This window comes from Nocardioides sp. Z21_20 (assembly GCF_059766585.1).
In genome coordinates, this window is sequence record NZ_JCBAJX010000002.1 from 13837 (window position 1) to 35732 (window position 21896).

General features: G+C 71.3%; 23 protein-coding genes and 2 tRNA genes. 12 read left to right on the top strand and 13 right to left on the bottom strand.

Features of this window, described 5'->3' with window-relative positions; all coding sequences use genetic code 11:
* Positions 1 to 138 precede the first annotated feature (138 nt).
* The 5 genes from AC6EH9_RS03610 (at position 139) to ilvA (ending at position 5137) form a co-directional block, all read left to right on the top strand.
* Positions 139 to 1149 carry a sulfate ABC transporter substrate-binding protein gene (locus AC6EH9_RS03610; protein WP_498420646.1) on the top strand — a complete coding sequence of 337 codons (1011 nt, stop codon included), beginning with the start codon at positions 139 to 141 and terminating at the stop codon, positions 1147 to 1149.
* Positions 1146 to 1997, top strand: coding sequence for a sulfate ABC transporter permease subunit CysT (gene cysT, locus AC6EH9_RS03615; RefSeq protein WP_498420648.1), 852 nt, complete (start codon positions 1146 to 1148; stop codon positions 1995 to 1997). The genes AC6EH9_RS03610 and cysT overlap by 4 nt, the downstream gene beginning before the upstream one ends.
* On the top strand, positions 1987 to 2799 hold the full coding sequence (locus AC6EH9_RS03620) for a sulfate ABC transporter permease (protein WP_498420650.1): 813 nt from the start codon (positions 1987 to 1989) through the stop codon (positions 2797 to 2799). Before cysT ends, AC6EH9_RS03620 begins: the two co-directional genes overlap by 11 nt.
* The gene (locus AC6EH9_RS03625) at positions 2796 to 3779 is read left to right on the top strand and encodes a sulfate/molybdate ABC transporter ATP-binding protein (protein ID WP_498420652.1); all 984 of its coding nucleotides are present in this window, start codon (positions 2796 to 2798) and stop codon (positions 3777 to 3779) included. Before AC6EH9_RS03620 ends, AC6EH9_RS03625 begins: the two co-directional genes overlap by 4 nt.
* An 89-nt stretch (positions 3780 to 3868) precedes the next feature.
* On the top strand, positions 3869 to 5137 hold the full coding sequence (gene ilvA / locus AC6EH9_RS03630; protein WP_498420653.1) for a threonine ammonia-lyase IlvA: 1269 nt from the start codon (positions 3869 to 3871) through the stop codon (positions 5135 to 5137).
* Here ilvA and AC6EH9_RS03635 read toward each other — a convergent pair.
* Both AC6EH9_RS03635 and AC6EH9_RS03640 read right to left on the bottom strand, forming a co-directional pair.
* Positions 5134 to 5310: a hypothetical protein gene (locus tag AC6EH9_RS03635; protein ID WP_498420654.1), complete on the bottom strand. Its 177-nt coding sequence runs from the start codon at positions 5308 to 5310 to the stop codon at positions 5134 to 5136. The two genes, ilvA and AC6EH9_RS03635, sit on opposite strands and share 4 nt — an antisense overlap.
* Positions 5311 to 5332: 22 nt before the next feature.
* Positions 5333 to 5824, bottom strand: a complete 492-nt coding sequence (locus AC6EH9_RS03640; RefSeq protein ID WP_498420657.1) for a YajQ family cyclic di-GMP-binding protein — start codon at positions 5822 to 5824, stop codon at positions 5333 to 5335.
* A gap of 106 nt (positions 5825 to 5930) precedes the next feature.
* Between AC6EH9_RS03640 and AC6EH9_RS03645 the strand changes: the two genes are divergently transcribed.
* Positions 5931 to 6013 (top strand) — tRNA-Tyr (locus tag AC6EH9_RS03645).
* A 174-nt stretch (positions 6014 to 6187) separates the two neighbouring features.
* On the opposite strand, the gene AC6EH9_RS03650 is transcribed toward AC6EH9_RS03645, so the two are convergent.
* Positions 6188 to 7438 (bottom strand): MFS transporter, encoded by a 1251-nt coding sequence (locus AC6EH9_RS03650; RefSeq protein ID WP_498420659.1) that lies wholly within the window; start codon positions 7436 to 7438, stop codon positions 6188 to 6190.
* A gap of 141 nt (positions 7439 to 7579) precedes the next feature.
* Between AC6EH9_RS03650 and AC6EH9_RS03655 the strand changes: the two genes are divergently transcribed.
* On the top strand, positions 7580 to 8821 hold the full coding sequence (locus tag AC6EH9_RS03655) for a glycosyltransferase 87 family protein (protein ID WP_498420661.1): 1242 nt from the start codon (positions 7580 to 7582) through the stop codon (positions 8819 to 8821).
* Here the strand turns inward: AC6EH9_RS03655 and fahA are convergent.
* Both fahA and AC6EH9_RS03665 read right to left on the bottom strand, forming a co-directional pair.
* Positions 8746 to 9951 carry a fumarylacetoacetase gene (gene fahA / locus AC6EH9_RS03660; protein WP_498420664.1) on the bottom strand — a complete coding sequence of 402 codons (1206 nt, stop codon included), beginning with the start codon at positions 9949 to 9951 and terminating at the stop codon, positions 8746 to 8748. The two genes, AC6EH9_RS03655 and fahA, sit on opposite strands and share 76 nt — an antisense overlap.
* A gap of 2 nt (positions 9952 to 9953) precedes the next feature.
* On the bottom strand, positions 9954 to 10850 hold the full coding sequence (locus AC6EH9_RS03665) for a hypothetical protein (protein ID WP_498420667.1): 897 nt from the start codon (positions 10848 to 10850) through the stop codon (positions 9954 to 9956).
* Positions 10851 to 10930: 80 nt separating this feature from the next.
* Between AC6EH9_RS03665 and AC6EH9_RS03670 the strand changes: the two genes are divergently transcribed.
* Positions 10931 to 12115 (top strand): homogentisate 1,2-dioxygenase, encoded by a 1185-nt coding sequence (locus tag AC6EH9_RS03670; RefSeq protein ID WP_498420669.1) that lies wholly within the window; start codon positions 10931 to 10933, stop codon positions 12113 to 12115.
* Between the two features lie 34 nt (positions 12116 to 12149).
* Here AC6EH9_RS03670 and AC6EH9_RS03675 read toward each other — a convergent pair whose 3' ends face one another.
* The 4 genes from AC6EH9_RS03675 to AC6EH9_RS03690 all read right to left on the bottom strand — a co-directional run bounded on the left by AC6EH9_RS03675 (position 12150) and on the right by AC6EH9_RS03690 (position 15435).
* On the bottom strand, positions 12150 to 13349 hold the full coding sequence (locus AC6EH9_RS03675) for a Kelch repeat-containing protein (protein WP_498420671.1): 1200 nt from the start codon (positions 13347 to 13349) through the stop codon (positions 12150 to 12152).
* A gap of 39 nt (positions 13350 to 13388) precedes the next feature.
* Positions 13389 to 13724, bottom strand: coding sequence for a hypothetical protein (locus AC6EH9_RS03680; RefSeq protein ID WP_498420672.1), 336 nt, complete (start codon positions 13722 to 13724; stop codon positions 13389 to 13391).
* A gap of 389 nt (positions 13725 to 14113) precedes the next feature.
* Positions 14114 to 14398: a PadR family transcriptional regulator gene (locus tag AC6EH9_RS03685; protein ID WP_498420674.1), complete on the bottom strand. Its 285-nt coding sequence runs from the start codon at positions 14396 to 14398 to the stop codon at positions 14114 to 14116.
* 32 nt (positions 14399 to 14430) lie between these two features.
* A complete protein-coding gene (locus tag AC6EH9_RS03690) occupies positions 14431 to 15435 on the bottom strand; it encodes a hypothetical protein (protein WP_498420676.1) in 1005 nt (334 codons plus the stop codon).
* Between the two features lie 235 nt (positions 15436 to 15670).
* Here AC6EH9_RS03690 and AC6EH9_RS03695 point away from each other — a divergent pair, with 235 nt between their 5' ends.
* Positions 15671 to 16519, top strand: a complete 849-nt coding sequence (locus tag AC6EH9_RS03695; protein WP_498420679.1) for an RCC1 domain-containing protein — start codon at positions 15671 to 15673, stop codon at positions 16517 to 16519.
* 203 nt (positions 16520 to 16722) lie between these two features.
* Positions 16723 to 16796 (top strand) — tRNA-Gly (locus tag AC6EH9_RS03700).
* 15 nt (positions 16797 to 16811) lie between these two features.
* Here AC6EH9_RS03700 and AC6EH9_RS03705 read toward each other — a convergent pair.
* Positions 16812 to 17036 (bottom strand): hypothetical protein, encoded by a 225-nt coding sequence (locus AC6EH9_RS03705; RefSeq protein WP_498420680.1) that lies wholly within the window; start codon positions 17034 to 17036, stop codon positions 16812 to 16814.
* 309 nt (positions 17037 to 17345) lie between these two features.
* Between AC6EH9_RS03705 and AC6EH9_RS03710 the strand changes: the two genes are divergently transcribed.
* Positions 17346 to 17783 (top strand): hypothetical protein, encoded by a 438-nt coding sequence (locus AC6EH9_RS03710; protein WP_498420682.1) that lies wholly within the window; start codon positions 17346 to 17348, stop codon positions 17781 to 17783.
* 68 nt (positions 17784 to 17851) lie between these two features.
* On the top strand, positions 17852 to 18631 hold the full coding sequence (gene ubiG / locus AC6EH9_RS03715; protein ID WP_498420683.1) for a bifunctional 2-polyprenyl-6-hydroxyphenol methylase/3-demethylubiquinol 3-O-methyltransferase UbiG: 780 nt from the start codon (positions 17852 to 17854) through the stop codon (positions 18629 to 18631).
* A gap of 21 nt (positions 18632 to 18652) precedes the next feature.
* Here ubiG and AC6EH9_RS03720 read toward each other — a convergent pair whose 3' ends face one another.
* From AC6EH9_RS03720 to AC6EH9_RS03730, 3 genes are read right to left on the bottom strand one after another with little or no spacing between them, the layout of a single operon-like run.
* The gene (locus AC6EH9_RS03720; protein WP_498420684.1) at positions 18653 to 20155 is read right to left on the bottom strand and encodes an amino acid permease; all 1503 of its coding nucleotides are present in this window, start codon (positions 20153 to 20155) and stop codon (positions 18653 to 18655) included.
* 39 nt (positions 20156 to 20194) lie between these two features.
* Positions 20195 to 20902: a DUF4184 family protein gene (locus AC6EH9_RS03725; protein ID WP_498420686.1), complete on the bottom strand. Its 708-nt coding sequence runs from the start codon at positions 20900 to 20902 to the stop codon at positions 20195 to 20197.
* A 48-nt stretch (positions 20903 to 20950) separates the two neighbouring features.
* Positions 20951 to 21814: an alpha/beta hydrolase gene (locus tag AC6EH9_RS03730; RefSeq protein ID WP_498420689.1), complete on the bottom strand. Its 864-nt coding sequence runs from the start codon at positions 21812 to 21814 to the stop codon at positions 20951 to 20953.
* Positions 21815 to 21896: the final 82 nt, after the last annotated feature.

Consider the following 21896-nt stretch of genomic DNA (forward strand, 5'->3'; position numbering starts at 1 on the left):
CCGCACTGGACTGCACCTCCTGGTGACGTGCGACACGCCTGTCGCGATTCGTGAGATCGGCTCCATTTCTCCATTAAGTCACCTATTCTTCTGGACATTGATCAGTAACGCTCCGTGTGGGCGGAAGGTGGGGTTGGGATGAGGAACGCGTTCGTGAGAGCAGCCGCGGTGGCGGTCGTCGCGTCGCTGGGACTGGCGGGGTGCAGCGCTTCGGGGGACAGCGCCGGGACCCAGCTGAGCATCGTCGGGTTCGCCGTGCCCGAGGCGGCCAACAAGGCCATCGCCAAGGAGTGGGCCAAGACCGACGACGGCAAGGACGTCACGTTCAAGACGTCGTACGGCGCGTCGGGCGACCAGAGCCGGGCCGTCGCCGAGGGGCTGGACGCCGACTACGTGCACTTCTCCCTGGAGAGCGACGTGACCCGGCTGGTCGAGGCGGGCATGGTCGCCGAGGACTGGAAGGACGGCGAGCACGCCGGCGTGGTCTCGCAGTCCACGGTCGTGCTGGTGGTGCGCGAGGGCAACCCGAAGAACATCCAGGGCTGGGACGACATCGTGAAGCCGGGCATCGGCATCATCACCCCGAACCCCGGCTCGTCCGGCTCGGCGCGATGGAACATCCTCGCCGCCTGGGGGCACGTGATCGCCAACGGCGGCACCGAGGAGGACGCCAAGGCGTTCGTCACCAAGTTCTTCGAGAACGCGGTGGCGCTGCCGGGCAGCGGTCGTGACGCCACCAGCGCGTTCACCAGCGGCAACGGCGACGTGCTGATCTCCTACGAGAACGAGGCCATCCTGGCCCGTCAGAGCGGCCAGGAGCTGGAGTACATCGTCCCCGAGGAGACGCTGCTGATCGAGAACACCGGCGCGGTCCTCGAGGACGCCGACCCGCTGGCCGCCAAGTGGCTGGAGTTCGTGCTCTCCGAGGACGGCCAGAAGCAGTTCGCGCTCAGCGGCTTCCGCCCGCTGGTCGACGTCGGCGACGTCGAGGTCAAGGGTGCCAACGACCCGAGCGACCCGTTCCCCGAGCCAGCCACGCTGTTGACCATCGACGAGGACTTCGGCGGCTGGTCCGAGGCCGCCGACAAGTTCTTCGACGAGGAGAGCGGGATCATCCCCGCCATCCAGGCGGAGACCGGGAACCAGTGACCGAACTGCTCGAGACGCCGGACCGGACGACGCGCAAGCGCCGTCCGGTCCGGCCGGTCGGTGCGCTCACCGCCACCAGCGGCCTGGGCCTGGGCGTCTCGATGCTGTGGTTCTCGCTGCTGGTGCTGATCCCGCTGACCGCGGTGATCGCGGCCACGGTCGCGGGTGGCTGGGAGAACTTCTGGATCACGCTCACCAACGACCAGACGATGGCCGCCGTGCGGCTCACGGTCACCCAGGCCGCCCTGGTCACCGTGCTCAACGTGGTGATGGGCACGATCATCGCCTGGGTCCTGGTCCGCGACCAGTTCCCCGGCAAGGTCGTGCTCAACGTCGTCATCGACATCCCGTTCGCGCTGCCGACGATCGTGGCCGGCCTGGTGCTGCTCTCGCTCTACGGCGCCGACAGTCCGCTGGGCATCGACGTCGCCAACACCGAGGCGGCCGTCTTCCTGGCGCTGGCCTTCGTGACGCTCCCGTTCGTGGTGCGCACGGTGCAGCCGGTGCTCGAGGAGCTCGACCACGACGTGGAGGAGGCGGCCGCGTCTCTGGGCGCCTCGCGGCTCACCGTGTTCCGCCGCATCATCCTGCCGAGCCTGGTGCCGGCGATCGCGGCCGGCGCGGCGCTCTCCTTCGCCCGCGGGATCAGCGAGTACGGCTCGCTGGTGCTGCTCAGCGGCAACCTGCCCTACCGCACCGAGGTCGCCTCGGTGCGGGTGCTGACCTACCTGGAGAACGGCAACCGGGCCTCCGCGGCCGCGGTCGCCTCGATCATGCTCGTCGTCGCGCTGCTGGTGATCGTGCTGCTCGACGTCCTGCAGCGGAAGGTGGCGCGTCGTGCTTCGTGAGCCTCGTCCCGTGCGCTGGGGCCTGCGGCTGCTCGCCGTCGGCTACCTGTTCCTGCTGGTCGCCTGGCCGGTCTCGCTGGTCGTCCAGCACACCTTCGCCGACGGCCTGGAGGGGATCCGGGTGGCGCTGGCCGACCCGGTGGTCACCCACGCGCTGCGGCTGACCGCGATCGTGGCGGTGATCGCGGTCGTCATCAACCTGGTCTTCGGCGTCGGCATCTCGCTGCTGCTGGTGCGCTACGAGTTCCCCGGCAAGCGGCTGCTGTCCGCGCTCATCGACCTGCCGCTCTCGGTCTCCCCGATCGTGGTCGGCCTGGCCCTGGTGCTGGTCTACAACGGCCGCGACGGCTGGTTCGGCGCACCGCTGGAGAGCGCCGGGGTGCAGGTCATCTTCTCCACCCCCGGCATCGTGATGGCCACCGTCTTCGTCGCGCTCCCGCTGGTGATCCGGGAGGTGGTCCCTGTCCTGGAGGAGATCGGCGACGACATGGAGCAGGCGGCGCGCAGCCTCGGCGCGAACGCCGTACAGACCTTCCGGCGGATCACCCTGCCCAGCATCCGCTGGGCCCTGGTGTACGGCGTGGTGTTGAGCCTGGCGCGCTCGCTGGGGGAGTTCGGCGCCGTCAAGGTCGTCTCCGGCAACGTCGTGGAGCAGACCCAGACCGCCACCCTCGTGGTGGAGCAGAAGTACCAGAACTTCGAGCAGACCACCGCCTACTCCGCGGCGTTCATGCTCGCCTTCGCCTCGGTGCTGTGCATCGTCATCGTTTCCGTCCTGCGACCCAAGGAGAAGACCTCATGAGCATCGAGATCACGGGGGTGACCAAGCGCTTCGGCGACTTCGTGGCGCTCGACGACGTCTCCCTGTCGATCCGCTCCGGCCAGCTCACCGCGCTGCTCGGCCCCTCGGGCGGCGGCAAGTCGACGCTGCTGCGGATCATCGCCGGGCTGGAGAGCGCCGACGAGGGCAGCATCTCCATCGAGGGCAACGAGGCCACCCACCTGCCCCCGCAGAAGCGCAACGTCGGCTTCGTCTTCCAGCACTACGCCGCGTTCAAGCACATGAGCGTGGCCAAGAACGTCGCCTTCGGCCTGGAGATCCGCAACCGGCCCAAGGCGGAGATCGTGCGTCGGGTCGACGAGCTGCTCGAGCTGGTGCACCTCTCGCAGTTCGCCCACCGGCTGCCCGCCCAGCTCTCCGGGGGCCAGCGCCAGCGGATGGCGCTGGCCCGCGCCCTCGCCGTGGAGCCGACCGTGCTGCTGCTCGACGAGCCGTTCGGGGCGCTGGACGCCAAGGTGCGCAAGGAGCTGCGCGACTGGCTGCGCCGCCTACACGACGAGGTGCACGTGACCACCGTCTTCGTCACCCACGACCAGGAGGAGGCCCTCGAGGTCGCCGACGAGATCGTGGTGATCAACGAGGGGCGCATCGAGCAGGTCGGGACGCCCGACCAGCTCTACGACGAGCCCGCCAACGACTTCGTGATGGGCTTCCTCGGCGAGGTCACCACCCTCGGCGGGCAGCTGCTGCGTCCCCACGACATCGACCTCTCGACCAGCCCGGTCCTGGCCGGCGCGTTCGAGGGCTCGATCTCGCGGATGCTGCGCGTCGGCTTCGAGGTCCGCCTCACCGTCCTCACCGACGACGGCGAGGAGGTCACCGTCGTGCTCACCCGCACCCAGGCCCGCTCGCTGGGCCTGGAGGTGGGGTCGAACGTGTGGGTCACCGCGGCGAACGGTGCGGTGAGCGTGCCGGTGGTGCGGGCGGCTGCGATCGCGTGAGGGCTGTCGATTGCCCGCCCAGTGCGCGCAGCAGACCCCGCGACCGAGCCGGTCGGCGGCCTGCCGCGGCCGCTGCCTAGCCTGAGGGGATGCACCCCGACCCCACCACGCAGCCCCTCGTCACCGCCGCCAGCGTCGAGGAGGCGGCCGAGCGGCTCGTGGAGACCGTCGCGGCGACGCCGCTGCAGCTGAACGCCCGGCTGAGCGCGCGCACCGGCGCCACAGTCTGGCTCAAGCGCGAGGACCTGCAGGTGGTCCGCTCCTACAAGGTGCGCGGCGCCTACAACCTCATCGTCCAGCTCGATCCCGAGGTGCGCGCCCGGGGCGTGGTGTGCGCCAGCGCGGGCAACCACGCCCAGGGCTTCGCGCTCGCCTGCGCACGCCTCGGCGTACGCGGCACGGTGCACCTGCCGCGCACCACCCCGCGCCAGAAGCGCGAGCGGATCGCGGTGCTCGGCGGCGACGCGGTCGAGGTACGGGTGGTGGGCGACACCTACGACGAGGCGGCCGAGGCAGCCAGCAAGTACGCCGCGGCGACGGGCGCGACGCTGGTGCCGGCCTTCGACGACCCGCGCACCGTCGCCGGCCAGGGGACGGTCGTCCTCGAGGCGATCGAGCAGCTCGGCCACGTCCCCGACGTGGTGGTGCTGCCGGTCGGGGGCGGGGGACTGCTGGCCGGCTCGGTGGCCTGGCTGCGCGAGCGGCACCCCGGCCTGCGCGTGGTGGGCGTGGAGCCCGCCGGGGCCGCGAGCATGGCCGCGGCGCTGGCGGCCGGGGGCCCGGTCGTGCTGGCGAGCATCGACTCCTTCGTCGACGGTGCGGCCGTACGACGGGTGGGCGACGTGCCGTTCGAGCTGGTGCGCGACGCGGGCGTCGAGCTGGTCAGCGTGCCTGAGGGCGGGGTCTGCATGGAGATGCTCGACCTCTACCAGTCCGACGGGATCATCGCCGAGCCCGCCGGAGCGCTGGCCACCGCCGCCCTGGGCACGGCGTACGTGCCGGAGCCGGGCAGCGAGGTGCTGTGCGTGGTCAGCGGCGGCAACAACGACGTCAGCCGCTACGCCGAGATCGTGGAGCGGGCGCTGATCCACGAGGGCCGCAAGCACTACTTCCTGGTGGACTTCCCCCAGGAGCCGGGCGCGCTGCGGCGCTTCCTCGACGACGTCCTCGGCCCGGACGACGACATCGCGCTGTTCGAGTACGTCAAGCGCAACAACCGGGAGACCGGCCCGGCCCTGGTGGGCATCGAGCTCGGCGACCCGGCTGACTACGCGGCGCTGTGGGAGCGGATGCAGGAGGCCCCGCCCCGCATCGAGCGGGTGCCCCCGGACAGCCCGCTCTTCGGCTTCCTGCTCTAGGAGCCCTGCGGGGAGCCGGCGGCGGGGGTCCCCTGCTCGCGCAGCAGCGCGAGCTCCTCGCTGACGGCGAGCAGGGCGAGCACCTGCGCGTGCTGGAGCTGCTGGTCGGTGCTGGCGATCTGCTTGGGGCGGATGCTGCTCAGCGCCTCGAGCGCCTGGGTCCGGAAGTTCATCGATCGCTCCCTGTCGGTCGGCTCAGCGATAGTTGGTGAACTGTACGGCGAACTCCAGGTCCTGGGACTTCACCAGCGCCTGCACCGCCTGCAGATCGTCGCGCTTCTTCGAGGAGACCCGCAGCTCGTCGCCCTGGATCTGCGCCTTGACGCCCTTGGGGCCCTCGTCGCGGATCAGCTTGGAGATCTTCTTGGCGTCCTCGGAGGAGATGCCCTCCTTGAGCGTGATCGAGATCTTCGAGACCTGGCCGGACTGGCGGGGCTCGCCGGCGTCGAGGATCTTCAGCGACTGGTTGCGCTTGATGAGCTTGTCCTTGAACACGTCGAGGACGGCGGTGGCGCGGTCGTCGGCCGAGGCGGTGATCTCGACCCCGTGCTCGCCCTGCCATTCGATGCTGGCGCCGGTGCCCTTGAAGTCGTATCGGGTGGCGATCTCCCGCGCGGTCTGCCCCAGCGCGTTGTCGACCTCCTGGCGGTCGAGCTTGCTGACGATGTCGAACGACGAGTCGGCCATGGGTTTCTCCTTCGTGCCGTCGGGGACGGCGGTTTTCGTCTGTCGGAGGTGCTGCGCTATTCTTTCGTCTTGCTGTCACCGGGCCAACTCGGCACGGAGACCGCGTGGCAGATTGCCCGAGCGGCCAATGGGAGCGGACTGTAAATCCGTCGGCTTATGCCTTCGAAGGTTCGAATCCTTCATCTGCCACAGAACGGCCCCGGTCCTGCGAGAGCAGGGCCGGGGCCTTCTACATTCCGGCCGCGCCCCCGCAGCCCCCGCGCAGCCCGGGTCGTGTGCCCCACGACGCGCCGGAGCGCGTCCTCAGGCACACGACCCCGCAGGCCGGCCGGCGCGAGGAACCCGGCCGGCCCGCGGGGTGGCTCAGGCGTTCTGCTCCACCGGTACGGCGGGCGCCGGCTGCTCGGGGGCGGTGAGCCCGGCGGTCTTCGCCCGCCAGTTGGTGAACGCGGCGAGCAGGGTGCCGATCGCCATCGCGCTGATCGTGACGCAGAACGCCGCGGTGTAGCCGTGCAGGTCCGCGAGCCGGCCGGCGGTGCTCGAGCCGAGGGCGTAGCCGATGCCGGTGGCGCCGGCCAGCAGCGTCATCGCCAGCCCGATCCGGCTCTGCGGCACGATCCGCTCGCCGAGGGTGAAGACGCCGATCATGTACGGCGCGACGCCGAAGCCGAGCAGGATGACCACCACGACCAGGCCGGCGATGGAGTCGACGAGCAGCAGCGGCAGGGAGAGCAGCAGCAGCGCGCTGGAGGCGACCAGGATCCGCTTCTCGTGGCCGATCCGGTCGGGCAGGTAGACGGTGGCCAGCCCGGCGATGACGCTGCCGATGCCGAGCATGGCGTGGATCAGCCCCGCGAGACCGGCCTGCCCGAACTCGTCGGCGAGCGCCGTCGTACCGGTCTGGGTGGCGCCGAAGAGCATCCCGATGCAGGCCTGGGAGACCAGCAGCGCGACGAACACGCTGGTCACCAGCCGGCCCGAGGAGGGGGTGTGGATGACACCGCCGGTCAGGCGCGCGGTCGGGTGCAGCGCGAACGCACAGCCGAAGATCGCGAGCAGGGCGGCGGCGGTGAGCATCGCCCCGCCGGGGGAGAACGCGACCGCGGCGATGCCGACGATGGCCGGGCCGACCATGAACGAGGCCTCGTCGGCGGCGCCCTCGTAGGAGAACGCGGCGTCGATGAGCTTGCGCTGGTGGTTGCCGGTGCCCTCGGTCATCGGCCGCCAGCGGACCCGCGCCAGCGGACCCACCTGGGGCATCACCAGGCCGGCCAGGGCGGCGGCGCCGACCAGCAGCGGGTCGGCGGCACCGGCGGTGGTCAGCATGACCAGGGTGGTCAGCGCGGCGGCGCCGACCAGGGACTGGATGAGCACGACGGGACGCTGGCCGATCCGGTCGGCCAGGACACCGGCGAACGGCGAGCCGAACGCGTTGGCGACCGCGAGGGCGCCCGCGGCGAGGCCGCCGGTGCCGTAGGAGCCGGTCTCGGTGGAGACCAGCAGCAGCGAGCCCAGCTGGGCCATCGCGAGGGGGATCCGGCCGATGAAGGCGACGAAGACGTAGAAGGGGCCGGCGAGCTGGTAGAGGCGCCGGTAGGAGGCAAGAGGGGACACGCGTGATCTTTCGGGTGCGACGGACTGCGCGTCGAACCCACCACCAAGACGCGCCTAAACCCTTTGCTCGGACCATGGTAGACAAGCCGGGTCACGATGCTCGATTCGGTGCGGGTGTCAGGTCGAGGCTCGGGGGAGCGGATGACCGCAGGACGCAGCAGGTACGGCGGGTGGCTCGCCGGCGGCGTCCTGGCCTGCTCGCTGCTCGCGCACCTGCTGGTGCTGACGACGCTGGACCGGCCCGGCTTCGTGGACCTGCACGTCTACCTCGCCGAGGGCCGCGCGGTGCGCGAGGGCATCGACCTCTACGCGCCGTTGCCCGGGCAGCACGGCCTGGCCACCTACCCGCCGTTCGCGGCGCTGCTCTTCGTGCCGGGGTCGTTCTGGCCGGAGACGGCGGCCGAGTCGGTCTCGGTGTTCCTCAACGCGGGGCTGGTGGTGCTGGCGGCGTTGCTCTCGGTGCGGCTGGTGGCGGGCGCCTGGACGCGCGACGTACTCGTGGGGTCGGCGCTGCTGGGCGCGGCGGCGCTGTGGGCCGAGCCGGTGGTGCTGACCAGCCGCTTCGGTCAGATCAACCTGGCGCTGCTGTGCCTGGTGCTGGCCGACGCGGCGCTGCCGGCGGGCTCGCGGCTCAAGGGGGTCGGGATCGGGTTGGCCGCCGCGATCAAGGTGACGCCGGCGATCTTCATCGTGCACCTGCTGCTGACCGGCCGGTTCCGGGCCGCGTTCACCGCCTGCCTGAGCGCCGCCGCGGCGGCGCTGGTCTCGCTGGCGGTGACGCCTCAGGCGACCTGGGACTACTGGACCCGGTACCTCTTCGACGCCGAGCGGGTGGGCCGGCTGGAGAACTCGATCAACCAGACCGTGCGCGGGTGGCTGGTGCGCGCCACCCATACCCGCGAGGCGAGCGCGGGCGAGCTGGTGGTGATCGCGGTGGTGCTCCTCGTCGGGCTGGCGATCGCGGCGCTGGCGCACCGCGAGCTCGGCGGGGCGTGGGGGCTGCTCGCGGCGGCGTTCACCGGGCTGGTGGTCTCGCCGATCTCGTGGAGCCACCACTGGGTCTGGTGCATCCCGGCGCTCGCGCTGTGCTGGCGCGAGTGTCGCTGGCTGGCGGTGCTGGGGGTCGCGGTGTTCGGCTCGTCCGTGGTGTGGTGGGTCCCACACGGCGACCGCGTCGAGCTGGACCTGACGCCGTGGCAGGTGGCGATGTCGGGCTGGTACGTCGTGTTCGCGCTGGCGTTCCTCGCGGTGACGGCCGCGCGGGTACGTCGCGTGCGGGCGGCGCGCAGGCAGGGGGCGGAGGCCGCTCAGCGCGCCGGCAGCATCGTCCCGCGCACCTCGCCCAGCGCGATCCGCCCCCCGGCCGACCCGGGCGCGGTGTAGCGCAGCACCACCTCGTCGCCGTCCTCGAGCGCGGTGCGGACCTCCTCGCCGACCGCGAACGGCTCGCGCCAGCCCCAGCTGAGCTCGAGCAGCGATCCGCGCTGGCCGGGCTCGGAGCCGGAGACGGTGCCGGAGGCGAAGAGGTCGCCGGGGCGGGTGGAGGCGCCGTTCACGGTCAGGTGGGCGAGCATCTGCGCGGGCGACCAGTACATCGAGCGGTATGGCGGGCGGGACACGACGTGGCCGCAGATCTCCACCTCGATCGCGATGTCCAGGCCGGCGGCGCCCTCGACGCGCAGGTAGTCCAGCGGCTCGGGGTCCTGGCCGGGCAGGTCGACCCAGGCGTGGGCGAGCGCGTCGAGCGGGGTGACCCAGGCGGAGATGCTGGTGGCGAACGACTTGCCGAGGAAGGGGCCCAGCGGCACGTACTCCCAGGCCTGCAGGTCACGCGCGGACCAGTCGTTGAGCCCGACGACGCCGAAGACGTGCTCGGCGAAGTCGGCGGTGGGGATCGCCTCGCCGAGCGCGGTGCCGGTGCCGACGACGAAGCCGAGCTCGGCCTCGAGGTCCAGGCGGGTGCTGGGGCCGAACAGCGGCGCGGCGTCGTCGGCGCCCTTGCGCTGCCCGTGCGGGCGGACGATGGCGGTGCCGGAGGGGACGACGGTGCCGGCCCGGCCGTGGTAGCCGACCGGGAGGTGGCGCCAGTTCGGCAGCAGCGGCTCCTGGCCGGGGCGCAGGATCCGCCCCACGTTGGAGGCGTGCTGCTCGGAGGCGTAGAAGTCCACGTAGTCGCCGACCTGGAACGGCATCCGCAGGCGCACCTCGCTCAGCGGCACCAGGTACGGCTCGGCGGCGTCGCGTCCGGTCTCCTCGCCGAGCAGGTCCACCAGCCAGTGCCGCACCGCGGTCCAGGTGTGGCGCCCGGAGGCGAGGAACGCGTTGAGCGAGTCCTCCTCGAACAGGTGGGCGATCTCGGGCAGGTCGGTCGCGGCGGCCGGGGCCAGGTCGAGGACGAGGTCCCCGATCCGCACCCCCACCCGGGCCGCCTCGCCCGGCGCCTCGAACACGCCGTACGGCAGGTTGTCGACGTCCCACGGCGATCCGGCCGCGCCCGGTACCCAGCTGCTCATGGCTACTCCTCGGTGGTCAGCAGGCCCAGCGCCCGCAGGTCGGCCAACGGCTCGTCGACGCTGCACGAACCGAAGGAGGTGAACCAGCGCCGGGTGCGCGCCATCGTGTCGTCGCCGTGCTCGCGCCAGCGGGTGAGCAGCGCGGTCGGGTCGCGCTCGTCGAGCAGCGCGGTCACCGCCTCGCGGGGCTCGCCGTCGAAGGCGGCGCGGGTGGCGAGCAGCAGGTTGAGGAAGCCGTGCCGGGTTAGCCCGTCGCCGCCCGGGGAGTCGTCGGTGTGGCGGACCGCGCGGTGCAGCCCGGCGGTGCACTTGAACGCCAGCTCCCGGTCCAGCGCGGCGTCGATCCAGGCGGCGAGGGTGGCGGCCGACGGGATCTGGTCGGCCGCGGCGCCGCCGGTGCGCAGCTTCAGCGAGAGCTCGGCGGAGGCGACCTCGTCGGCGGCGGCCAGCCAGGAGGGGCGCGGGTCCTGGGCGGGCAGCTCGACGTGCACGGGGGTGTCCTCGTCGAGGAGCCCCTCGGCGCGGGCGGCGTCGACGGCGGCGACGACCCGGCGCGCGTTGCCGGCGAGGTCGTCGAGGTCGCGCAGCGCGATCTCCAGCCCGGCCGGCGCGGCGGGGCTGCGCTCGAGCTGGCGCAGCGCCCCGGGGATCGCGCCGGCGCCGCCGGTGACCACGACCGAGACCGGCACCGGGGCCGTCACCTGGGAGAGCTGTACGTCGGGGACCACGAAGGAGCGCACGAACGCCGCCTCGGGGCGCTCGCCGCGCGCGACGTACGCCGCGAGCGCGTCGGGTAGCGCGGCGTCCCCGGGCGGGAACACCGCGGCGTCGTCGAGGAGGCCGCGGAAGGCGGCGGGCCACTCGGCGGACGGGGCGGAGGAGGGGGTGGGCGTTGACACGAGAGCTACTCTAACCACGAGACAGATAGCGGACGAAAGCGTTCGGTTATCGGTGTCCGGCCAGTGATCGGGAGCGACTGATGGCCCACTACCGCAGCGTCGGCGCGGTGCCGCCGAAGCGCCACACCCAGTTCCGGGACGCCGAGGGTCGGCTGCGCCGCGAGGAGCTGATGGGGGAGGAGGGCTTCTCCTCGGACTCCTCGCTGCTCTACCACCGCGGCGTGCCCTCGGCGATCACCGCGTCGCAGGTCTGGGAGCTGCCCGACCAGACCCGGGTGTCGAACCACCCGCTGAAGCCGCGCCACCTGAGGCTGCACGAGCTGAAGACCGGGCCCGACGCGGTCACCGACCGGCGGGTGGTGCTGGCCAACGCCGACGTCCGGATCGCCTACGTGGTGACCGGGACGGAGCCCTCGGCGCTCTACCGCAACGCGATCGGCGACGAGTGCGTCTTCGTCGAGCGGGGCTCGGGCGCGGTGGAGACGGTGTTCGGGATGCTGACCTACCGGGCGGGGGACTACGTGGTGATCCCGCGGGCGACGACGCACCGCTGGGAGCCGGTGGAGGAGTCCGCGCTGTACGTGGTGGAGGCCAACTCCCACATCGCGCCGCCGCGGCGCTACCTCTCGCGCTACGGGCAGCTGCTCGAGCACGCACCGTACTGCGAGCGCGACCTGCGGGGCCCGAGTGAGCCGCTGCTGGTGACCGGCGAGGGCATCGACGTGCTGGTCAAGCACCGCGTGGCCGGGCGCATCGTCGGCACCCGGATGACGTATGCGAGCCACCCCTTCGACGTGGTCGGCTGGGACGGCTGCCTGTATCCGTGGACGCTCAACGTCGAGGACTTCGAGCCGATCACCGGGCGGGTGCACCAGCCGCCGCCGGTGCACCAGGTGTTCGAGGGGCACAACTTCGTGATCTGCAACTTCGTGCCGCGCAAGGTCGACTACCACCCGCTCGCGGTGCCGGTGCCCTACTACCACTCCAACGTGGACTCCGATGAGGTGATGTTCTACGTCGCCGGCGACTACGAGGCGCGCAAGGGCTCGGGGATCGGGCGGGGCTCGATCTCGCTGCACCCCGGTGGCTACGCGCACGGCCCGCAGCCCTCGGCGATCGAGGCATCGCTGGGCGCGGAGTCGTTCGACGAGCTGGCGGTGATGGTGGACACCTTCGCGCCGCTGGAGCTGGCCGAGGGCGGGCTGGCGGTCGAGGACCCGGCCTACGCGTGGACCTGGGCGGGCGACCCCGGGTCGGCGCCCTGACCGCCGCGGGGCGGCGCGCTCTGGGCGTCTCGGGTCAAGCGGCCGGTGGCGTCCACAGCCACGGGTCGGCGACGAGCTCACCCTCGCCGTCCCTGCCGTCGGCACGCGAGCCGGTCCATCGCTGTCCGCCGAACACGAAGAGGCTGCGCCCCAGCGCCGTGCTGGAGTCGTCGTAGACGTCCTCGCGGCCGGGCGGCGCCGGGATCCGCGCGTAGTCCTGCGCGACGCTGTCGTAGACGAGCAGTTGGTGGGCAGTGGCCATCTCGCCGACGCTGTTCGGGATGTCGTAGACGGCCCGGCGGCGCTCCAGCACGCCCCTCAGGTCGACGTTCTTGCCGGCGTGCTGGGGCATCTCGGACCAGGTCCAGGTGTCGGGGTCGAGCAGCCACCCCGGTGACGTGATGAAGTGGCCGTTGAACAACGGGCCCCGGTCGGTCGCCAGCAGATGGTAGCCCGGTCCCGGAGCGTCGGGGAGCGCGGTCCACTCGCCGGTGGCGAGGTCGAGCCGCGCGAACTGCTTCGCGGAGTCCTCGCCCGTCTCCACCGAGGAGATCGACGACCCGGCGAGGACCAGCTGGTCGCCGGTCGCCACGATGGAGCGGTCGTAGCTGCGCTCCATCGGGTCGTCGGGCAGCGTCGTCCAGGCCACTGTCGCGGGGTCGTAGAGCAGGTCGGTGGCCTCCCCGCCCTCGTCGCTGTCGGAGTGGACCAGCAGGCGCTTGTCGACCCGTGCCAGGTAGCGGTGGTGCTTCGGGCCGGGCACCGCGCCGTGATCGGTCCAGCGGTCCTCGGCCAGGTCGTAGGCGAGCAACCGCGGGCGAGCGCCACACATCGGGCCGTCCGCGCAGTCGGTGAGCAGGTACGCCGACCCGTTCAGCGCGGCGGTGCCGTGCTCCTGCCGGATCAGCCCGAACGGCGGCGAGGCGATCGGCCTCCACGAGTCGGTGGCCAGGTCGAAGACGGCGCCATCGTCGAGAAGTGGCCCCTCGGGCGTCGCGCAGTCGGCCGTCGGCGGGCAGAGGAACTCCCAGCCGCCGACCACCAGCATCCGCTCGCCGACGCCGACCACCACCGCGTGGTCGCGGGGAGTCAGCGGAGCCTCCGGCAGCCGGCGCCACTGCTCGCTGGCCTGCTCGTCGGGCTTGGGCGGCGTCGCGTCTGTCGAGTTGTTCGAGCAGCCCGCGAGGGCCAGCGCCGCGAGGCAGGCGGTGAGGGCGGCGCGAAGTGGCGTCATGTCGACATGGACGGGGGCGGGGGTGAGTTGGTTCCTGAGTCAGTGGCGTTCGGTGCGTTGGGCGGGACCAGCCCGGAGGACGGACTGGTCGTGGTCGAGCAGCTCGACCTGCCCGTACCGCAACGGCAGTGGGTCCGAGGCCATGAAGATGACGACCTCGTTGAAGACCTGGTCGGTCAGCACTCGGCCGGTCATCGGGTCGACCAGCCGTGCGGCGTACGCCGACGGGTCGGTCACCCAACCTCCGAACACGGCGGGCTGTCTGGCTCCGCCCCAGCCGCCGTAGGTCGTGAGGACCTCGTCGGAGTCCACCGGGCCCGGGTCGCCGGCCCATCCACCCGAGGGCCGCCACGCTCCCTCACGGTTGCGAGTCAAGCCGAGGAACTCGAGAGCGGCAGACTCCTGGCCACGCAGTCAACCGCCGGCGCGTCCGCTCGTAGGTCGGCCGGTTCCCCGCCTGTGCAGGGCTCCTGCATGTGGGGTCATGTCGGAAGTGCGGCAACCGGGCCGCGGCATTCCACCCAGAATGCAGCGACACGTTCCGTCGTCGAGTGCGTTCGGGCGACGCTGTCCACCGCGCAGTGTTGCCAGCCGCCCGCGAGTCGACCCGTCCCGAATGGAGCCTCCGGACGGGCGATCCCGGCCGCCGGTAGGGGCGCAGCGTGAAGAGGCGTACGAGCACCGCTGTGGGGTTCCTCGACGGACTGCTCGACCGGGTCGTTTCGGGGATCTCATGTCGACACCCCGCACCCAGGGGTCACCTTTCAGCCCGGCCGGCCGACTGTCTCCACCGCCTCCATGAACGTTTGCCACTGCGTGACAAGTTCCTCGAGTTGCGTGCGTCCTGCGGCCGTGAGTTCGTAGACCTTGCGGGCCGGGCCCGACTCGCTCTGCTCCCACTGAGCCACGATCGCTCCCTCGTCCTGGAGGCGTACGAGCACGGGGTAGAGCTGCGCGCCCTTGATCGGCTGTAGTCCCGCAGCCACGAGAGCCTGCGAGATGCCGTACCCATGTCGCGGCGCGACCGCGAGCGCGCTCAGGATGAGCATCGGCAACGAGGCTCGCTGCCAGGCGGCCAGGCTCACTGCCCCTTCGCCCACGGTCGGTCGCCCCACCTGACGATCGGGGCGATGGCCCCGGCGAGCAGGAAGGCCACGGCCACCGGGATCGACATGACTCCCCAGCTCTGGTTCACGATCATGAGTGCCCCGATGGCCAGCGGAGCGCCCGTGCCGGCCACCGTGGACAGCCACCAGCGTCGCTTCCGCGCGGTGCGGTCTGCCGTGGCCACTTCGCGGGCCAGGGTCAGCGGGTGGCCGAACTCCGCAAAGGCCGCCGTCTTCCCCGTCACCAGCGACTGCTCGATCTCGGCGACGTGGCCCCGGGCGGTGGTGGCCGGCACCAGATGAGCTCGCAGGCTTCCCCGGAAGCGACGCAGCCACTGGGCGTCGTCCCAGCCCTCTTGGGATTCCCGCTGGGTCATCCGACTCGAGGCCACGAGCGCGGCGACGCCTGGAGCAAGCATCCCCAGAGCCAGGAGTGGCGTCGGCACGTCGCTCGCCGCGATGTGGCCGGCGCCCAGGCTCGCTGCGGAGGCGATGCCTGCGAGTGCGGCCGCGCCGGAGGCGATCAGCACTCCAACCGCCGCGGCCGAACGACCGGCAGCGAACAGCGCTCGACTGACGACCCAACCCACAAAGACGACCAGCACGCCGCCGGCGACCAGAACCAACGCGATGTCGATGTCGACCGACCAGCCCTCACGGACGATCAGGAGCAGCACTGCGACGATGCCGGCCCCCATCAAAGTGTTGCCGACCTCCCGCAGCGCTGGCCGCAGGCCACCACCCAGGGATCCGCGTACCTCCTCGTCCACAGTCGCAAGCTCGGCAGCGTCTTCTGCCGCGAGCACATCGGCGTCTCCGAAGAGCTCGGCCGCGGGTACCTCCGCTTCGCGCACCGCGCTGAGCAGCTCATGCTCGCGCTGCTCGAGGGCATACGCCGGAACGTGCTTGTCCGCGATCGACATCCGGTAGCGCGCCACCCACTCCTGGTCCCTCACGGGCCATGCCGTCGTGTCCTTCATTGGGGCCCCCGGTGTGTATCTAGATCGAATATGTACCTAGAGAAAACCACGACAGCCAAACTCAAGGCAAGTTTCGCCGCCGCGGTTCGGTCGTGCGCGCCTCAGGTTCGACCCACCGCCGCGTTAGACGCCCGGGTCTGCCGATGAGCGACCGTTGCGAGTGTCGACGCGATGGGGTCCGTGGGCGCGGAGGGCCGCGCCCACGGACGCTCGATCTCCCGGGCATGCTGGTGCGGTGAATATCCACGCCCTCGCTGCGGGGCCGCGCCATTCGCTGGGACTGCGGATCGATGGGGCCGTCGCCTCAGCCGGGGCAGGGGCAGCCAGCGAGTCTCGCACCGCCGATTGGGCAGAGGTGGTGGCGGTGGCGGCTGGGAATGTACATGCGGCGTCCAACACCGGGCGGTCACACAGCGTGGGTTTGATCGCGGACGGCACCGTGACCGCGGTGGGCTGGAACGGGCACGGCCAGTGCGACGTGGCCCAATGGCGCGAGATCACCGCTATCGCCGCAGGCTGGCGCCGCACGCTCGCTCTGCGGGCGGACGGCACCGTCGTCGCTGCGGGACGTCGCGACGAAGGAGCATGCGACGTCGGTTCATGGCGCCAGATCGTCGCACTCGCCTGCGGGGACTGGCACTCGGTAGGCCTGGGCAGGGACGGGACCGTCGTGGCCAGCGGAAACGAGCGCCGCGGGCAGTGCAGGATCGAAGCCTGGCGTGACGTCGTCGCTGTCGCAGCGGGTTCGGTCCACACCATCGCGCTCACCACGACCGGAACCGTCCTCGCGGCAGGAGCGAAGTCGGCAGGTGCTTGCGAGGTGGACCAGTGGTCGGACGTCATGGCCGTGGCCGCCGGCAGCCACCACACGGTGGCCGTGACCTCATCCGGCCGGGCGATGGCCGTGGGCAACAACGACGCGGGTCAGTGCGATGTCTCGACCTGGCGGGAGATCGTCGAGGTCGCTGCTGGCGCCAACCACACACTCGGGCTTCGGGCGGATGGATGCGTCCTCGCCGCCGGCGGCAATGAGTACGGCCAGAGCGACGTTGGCGGATGGGCCGCCATCGGGCGTCCAGTCTGACGCGGGCCACCTGCTGTCCATCCGGGCAACAGGGTCTCCGCATCTGCTGCTGCGATTGCGTCCGCAGGCTGCGTGTTACCGGCGCGATCGCGACGCTCTTACCTGGCGTGGAGGCCTGAGGTCCCAGAGTCGCACCCTGGCGCCCGCACGGTCCCGAAGGGGGTTCATACTACGAACGTGTCAGCCTCGTCAGAGGCTGCCTCGCGGACGTGGTGTAGTTGCAGCACGCTTCCCTTCCAGGGAAGGAGTCGAGGTTCAAATCCTCGCGTCCGCTCCATATGCCAGAGCTCGCCTAGAAGGGCAGCGGCCGCTGGTCGGGAGCGACGATCAGCAGGCCGACCACGCGTAGCTCGTTGTCCGCCGCGACGCGCCCCATGACTTCGCCGGCTTCGCAGTTCAGCGTCGTGACGCCGACGACGGTTCCGAGGATCTCCTCGTCCTCCTCGATCCTCTCCCCGCCCGGAAGCGCGACGTGGATGTCGGACTGCCTCTCCAGTGCCCCGATCTCGGCCAGCACGCTGGACCAGGGTGTCCATCACCAGGCTCTCTGGCAGTTGGCTGCGGACGTCGGGGTGGAGAAGCTCTTCGAGGCTCGCGTAGTCGCCGGCGCTGATGAGTTGGAGCACGCACTCGGTCAGCGCGCGGACCTGGTCGATGGACATGCGTCCTCCCGTGTCATGCCGAGTGCCTCGCCGATCTCGGCTTGGGCTGCGACGATCGGATCCACGCCCGCAGCCAACGTCGACGCGGACTGTCAACCAATGGATTACAACTCGTGGTGCCAGGCGCCACGGAACCGATGCCGCCACCTCCCCGTCTGCTCCACATGAAGCAAACGCCCCTGCTCCTGCTCGCCACGATGCTGGGCGTCGCCTTCGCCCCCTTCCCGCAGGCGCCGGCGGTCGCCTCCTGCGTGAGTCCGTACCTCGAGGTCACCGAGCCGCTCCTGCTCGAGCGCGGCGCGCCCACAGTGATCGAGGGCCGTGCGTTCGTCGATGGCTGCCGCGACACCATGAGCTGCTCCGGTGTCTGGGGCTGTGACAACTGCGAGTACGACGACCCGCCTCCGCAGCCGTTCGAGGACGTGACCCTGCGACTCGTGCAGGGCGACGACTCGTGGCTCCTCGACAGCACCGACGCCGAGGTCGAGGACGACCATCTGGGCTGGGCGACCTGGAGCTTCGACGTACCCCTCGACGCAGAGCCGGGCCCCGCCAGGTTGGTCTCCGAGCACACGGAGCCCGTGCGCGTCCGGATCCGATAAAAGAGCCGTGCCCTCCCGCCGACCCGCCCCTACGCTGGTGAGATCCGCCTAGCCGGAGGGTGCTCGCCATGCCGATCGACAACGACATCTACGACCGCGAGGGCGCTGGCTGGTGGGACGAGGGCAACCCGCTGAACATGCTGCACGGGAGCATGACGCCGGCGCGGGCCGCCTACTTCCACCAGGTGCTGATCGAGCGCCTGGGCCTCGACCCGGCGGGACTGCGCGCGCTCGACGTGGGCTGCGGCGGCGGGTTCCTCGCCGAGCAGTTCGCGCGGATGGGCTGTCAGGTCGTCGGCATCGACCCCTCCGCGGTCTCCATCGACACCGCACGCCGCCACGCGGCCGAGTCCGGGCTGGAGATCGACTACCGGGTCGGCCGCGGGGAGGACCTGCCCGTCTCCGACGGAGAGTTCGACCTCGTCTACTCCTGCGACGTCCTCGAGCACGTGTCCGACCTCCAGCGGGTGCTCGGCGAGATCGCCCGCGCCGCGAAGCCCGAGGGCGTGTTCCTCTTCGACACCGTCAACCGGACCCGGACCAGCAAGCTGCTCGCCATCAAGGTGATGCAGGAGTGGCCGCTGACCCGGATCGACGAGGCCAGCATCCACGACTGGGACATGTTCATCACCCCCGCCGAGCTGACGGCCGGCCTGCGCGCCGAAGGCCTGCACGTGCGCGACATCGTGGGCCTCGCCCCCCGCGCGAACCCGCTCTCGGTGCTGCGGAACACCTTCCGCGCCAAGCGAGGCAGCATCAGCTACGGGGAGCTGAGCCGTCGCCTCGAGTTCGGCGCGGTCAAGAACGACCGCATGTCGTACATGGGCTTCGCCCTCAAGTCGACCTGACGTCGCAGGCCCGCCGAGCGCCTAGACGACGTCGGGGGTGGACTCCGGAGCGGGCTGGGCCTTCCCGAGGCGGGAGTGGCGGTAGCCGTACACGGCGTACACGACCAGCCCGATGGCCATCCACACCAGGAACCGGACCCAGGTGCCGCCGGTGAGGTTCAGCATCAGGTAGGAGCACAGCAGCACCGAGGCGGTCGCGACCACGTAGACCGCCGGGGTGCGGAACGACCGGGGCAGGTCCGGGCGGCTGCGCCGCAGGATGACCACGCCGATGCTGACCAGCACGAACGCGAAGAGCGTGCCGATGCTGACCAGGTTGACCAGCGTGGCCAGGTCGACGAAGCCGCCGATGATCGCCACCGCGACGCCGGTGATCAACGTGATCACGTACGGCGTGCCGAACCGCGGGTGCACCTTGGCGAGGACGGGGGGGAGCAGCCCGTCGCGGGCCATCGCGAACGCGACCCGGGTCTGGCCGAGCATCAGGATCATCACCACCACGATCAGGCCGATGCAGGCCCCGATCGAGATCAGCCGGCCCATGAACTCCAAGCCGACGGAGTCGAAGGCGGTCGCCAGCGGGGCGGGGTCGCCGGCCTCGATCTCGGTGTAGCTCCGCATGCCGGTGACGACCAGGCTGACCGCCATGTAGAGCAGGGTGACGATGACCAGCGACCCGAGGATGCCGCGGGGGATGTCGCGCTGCGGGTTCTTGGTCTCCTCGGCGGTGGTGGCGACCACGTCGAAGCCGATGAAGGCGAAGAACACGATCGAGGCGCCGGCGATCACGCCGGCGAGGCCGTAGACGGCCGGCTCGATCCCCAGCAGCCAGCTGATCAGGGTGACGTCCATGAAGCTGCCGCTCGCCTCGGGCGCGGGCTTCGAGGGCGGGATGAACGGCGTGTAGTTGTCGGCCTTGATGTGGCCGATGCCGAAGATGATCACCGCGGCGATCACCAGCAGCTTGATCGCCACGATCACCTGGTTGATCTGGCTCGACAGCTTGATGCCGCCGATCAGGATGCCCATCACCAGCAGCGAGATCACCACCGCCGGCAGGTCGACCGTGCCGTTCGCCGCCGATCCCAGCGAGGTCGGCACCTCGAGGAACGTGCCCGCGAAGACCTCCTGGAAGTACCCGGAGAAGCTCGTGCTCAGGGCCGCGGCGCCGATGGTGAACTCGAGGGCGAGGTCCCACCCGATGATCCAGGCGATGAGCTCACCGAAGGAGGCGTAGCTGAACGTGTAGGCGCTCCCGGCGACCGGCAGCGTGGACGCGAACTCCGCGTAGCACAGCGCGGCCAGCCCGCAGGCCAGTCCCGCGATCGCGAAGGAGATCGTGATCGCCGGACCGGAGTTCGTCTTGGCCACGGTCCCGGTCACCACGAAGATGCCGGCGCCGATGATGACGCCGACGCCGAAGATCAGAAGGTCCAGGACGCCCAGGTCCTTCTTCAGCCGGTGTTCCGGCTCGTCGGTCTCGGCGATGGACTGCTCGACCGACTTCGTCCGAAAGAGTTGCATGTCAGCACCGTAATGACGCCACCGGCCGCATGTCATCAGTCAGCGTGAGCCGCGTCGCTCGGCGGCCGGTGGATCCTCGGCCCTCCGGACCGCCCGCCACGCGAGCGCCACGACCAGCAGCACGAGCAGCGCGGCACCGACGGCCGCCTCCGGATCCCGCAGCGCGATCCCGACCCCCAGCACGGTCGCGGGGACCGGAACCAGCCAGAGCCCGCTGCCCTCCGCCGCCGGCGGGCGCGGCACGACCGGTCGCCGGTTCAGGCGGAGCAAGCCGTACGCCGCCACCGCCGCGGCGCCGAGGACCGTCGAGGCGTGCTGGAGCCAGCGGTACAGCGGGACGGGGCCGTGCTCCTCGCGCAGGACCGCCAGGTCCCGCACCAGGAACCCCCAGTCGTGGGTGGCGGAGTCCCACAGCACGTGCGTCCCCGCCCCGATCGCCACGGCCAGCGGGGCCAGCAGCCACGCTCGTCGTCCGAGGCGCCCCTGCGCCGGCACCCGGTCGCGCAGGTACGGCGTCACGTCGACCACGGCGTCCCGCACCACGGCGAACCACAGGCCCAGCAGGACCAACCCGATCACCGCGTCCACGGCGACCCCCCAGCCGCTGTGCGTCGTCTGGTAGCTCACCCCCACCGGCAGGTACACCGGCGTGTCCGGCGCGACCGCCCCCACCACCAGCGCGCTCAGCGGCAGGCCGAGCCCCTGCAGCGGCAGCACTACCGCGGGGTGGGCCGGGGCCAGAGGCATCACCCGAGGATAGGGCGGGCCTCGCGCCGTGCCGACGCCTTGACGCCGTCAGGACGCGCCCGCGGACTCCTCGGTCGAGCCGGCGTGCGCCAGCGCCCAGTCGAGGGCCCGGTCGGCGACGCTCTCCCAGCCGGGCTCGGCGCAGGTCCAGTGCGAGCGGCCCTCCAGCATCACGTAGTCGGTGGTCGCCGCGGACCGGCGGTACTTGTGCGCGTTCGAGGCGTTCACCGACGCCGGCATGATGTGGTCCGCGCCGCCGGCGATGAACAGCAGCGGCGCGCGGTCGTCGTTGGCGTAGTCGACCCAGGTCTCCTGATGGCCGGGCTTGAAGTTGGCGATTAGGCCGTAGTCCCAGACCCAGCGGCCGGGGGCGGCGATCGCGTACCGCTCGTAGTCGGCCTTCGCGCTCGCCTCGTCGAGGGTGTTGGTGAAGGCGTAGTGGAACTGCTTCTCGCTGAACCCGACCGCCCGGTGCCGCTTGGCGGGGTTGTTGAGGGCCGGGAACAGCGCCTTGATCTGCGAGGGCGGGTTGCGACGGACGCCCTCGGTGGGTGCCGAGTTGATGGCCACCCCCGCCGCCCCGAGGCCGCGGGCCAGGAGCAGCTGGGTGAGCGCGCCGCCGAAGGAGTGGCCGATGATGATCGGCGGCCGCTCGACGGACTCGACCACGCTGCTCAGGTGCGCGATGGTGTCGGTGATCGAGCAGTCGGCGATGACGCTCTCATCGGCGCGCAGCGCCTCGACCTCGATCTCGAAGCCCGGGTACGCCGGGGTGAGGACCCGGAACCCGCGGGCCTCGTAGTGGGGCACCCAGTGCTCCCAGCTGCGTGGGGTGACCCACAGCCCGTGCACGAGCACGACGGTGTCGGGGGTGGTGCCGGTCGGGGCGGGGGTGGTCTCGTCGGTGCTCATGCTTCCTCCAGGTCGGCGACGGGGAGGCGGGAGAGGAGCTCGAGCGCGTCGGCGTCGATGAGCCCGACCCGGCTCCTTTCCC

What these genes read in the sequence shown, in the direction of transcription:
- AC6EH9_RS03610 (WP_498420646.1), top strand. Translation starts at nt 139, where the DNA reads ATGAGGAACGCGTTCGTGAGAGCAGCCGCGGTGGCGGTCGTCGCGTCG.
- AC6EH9_RS03625 (WP_498420652.1), top strand. Translation starts at nt 2,796, where the DNA reads ATGAGCATCGAGATCACGGGGGTGACCAAGCGCTTCGGCGACTTCGTG.
- ilvA (WP_498420653.1), top strand. Translation starts at nt 3,869, where the DNA reads ATGCACCCCGACCCCACCACGCAGCCCCTCGTCACCGCCGCCAGCGTC.
- AC6EH9_RS03635 (WP_498420654.1), bottom strand. Translation starts at nt 5,310, where the DNA reads ATGAACTTCCGGACCCAGGCGCTCGAGGCGCTGAGCAGCATCCGCCCC.
- AC6EH9_RS03640 (WP_498420657.1), bottom strand. Translation starts at nt 5,824, where the DNA reads ATGGCCGACTCGTCGTTCGACATCGTCAGCAAGCTCGACCGCCAGGAG.
- AC6EH9_RS03655 (WP_498420661.1), top strand. Translation starts at nt 7,580, where the DNA reads ATGACCGCAGGACGCAGCAGGTACGGCGGGTGGCTCGCCGGCGGCGTC.
- fahA (WP_498420664.1), bottom strand. Translation starts at nt 9,951, where the DNA reads ATGAGCAGCTGGGTACCGGGCGCGGCCGGATCGCCGTGGGACGTCGAC.
- AC6EH9_RS03670 (WP_498420669.1), top strand. Translation starts at nt 10,931, where the DNA reads ATGGCCCACTACCGCAGCGTCGGCGCGGTGCCGCCGAAGCGCCACACC.
- AC6EH9_RS03675 (WP_498420671.1), bottom strand. Translation starts at nt 13,349, where the DNA reads ATGACGCCACTTCGCGCCGCCCTCACCGCCTGCCTCGCGGCGCTGGCC.
- AC6EH9_RS03685 (WP_498420674.1), bottom strand. Translation starts at nt 14,398, where the DNA reads ATGCTCATCCTGAGCGCGCTCGCGGTCGCGCCGCGACATGGGTACGGC.
- AC6EH9_RS03690 (WP_498420676.1), bottom strand. Translation starts at nt 15,435, where the DNA reads ATGAAGGACACGACGGCATGGCCCGTGAGGGACCAGGAGTGGGTGGCG.
- AC6EH9_RS03710 (WP_498420682.1), top strand. Translation starts at nt 17,346, where the DNA reads ATGAAGCAAACGCCCCTGCTCCTGCTCGCCACGATGCTGGGCGTCGCC.
- ubiG (WP_498420683.1), top strand. Translation starts at nt 17,852, where the DNA reads ATGCCGATCGACAACGACATCTACGACCGCGAGGGCGCTGGCTGGTGG.
- AC6EH9_RS03720 (WP_498420684.1), bottom strand. Translation starts at nt 20,155, where the DNA reads ATGCAACTCTTTCGGACGAAGTCGGTCGAGCAGTCCATCGCCGAGACC.
- AC6EH9_RS03725 (WP_498420686.1), bottom strand. Translation starts at nt 20,902, where the DNA reads ATGCCTCTGGCCCCGGCCCACCCCGCGGTAGTGCTGCCGCTGCAGGGG.
- AC6EH9_RS03730 (WP_498420689.1), bottom strand. Translation starts at nt 21,814, where the DNA reads ATGAGCACCGACGAGACCACCCCCGCCCCGACCGGCACCACCCCCGAC.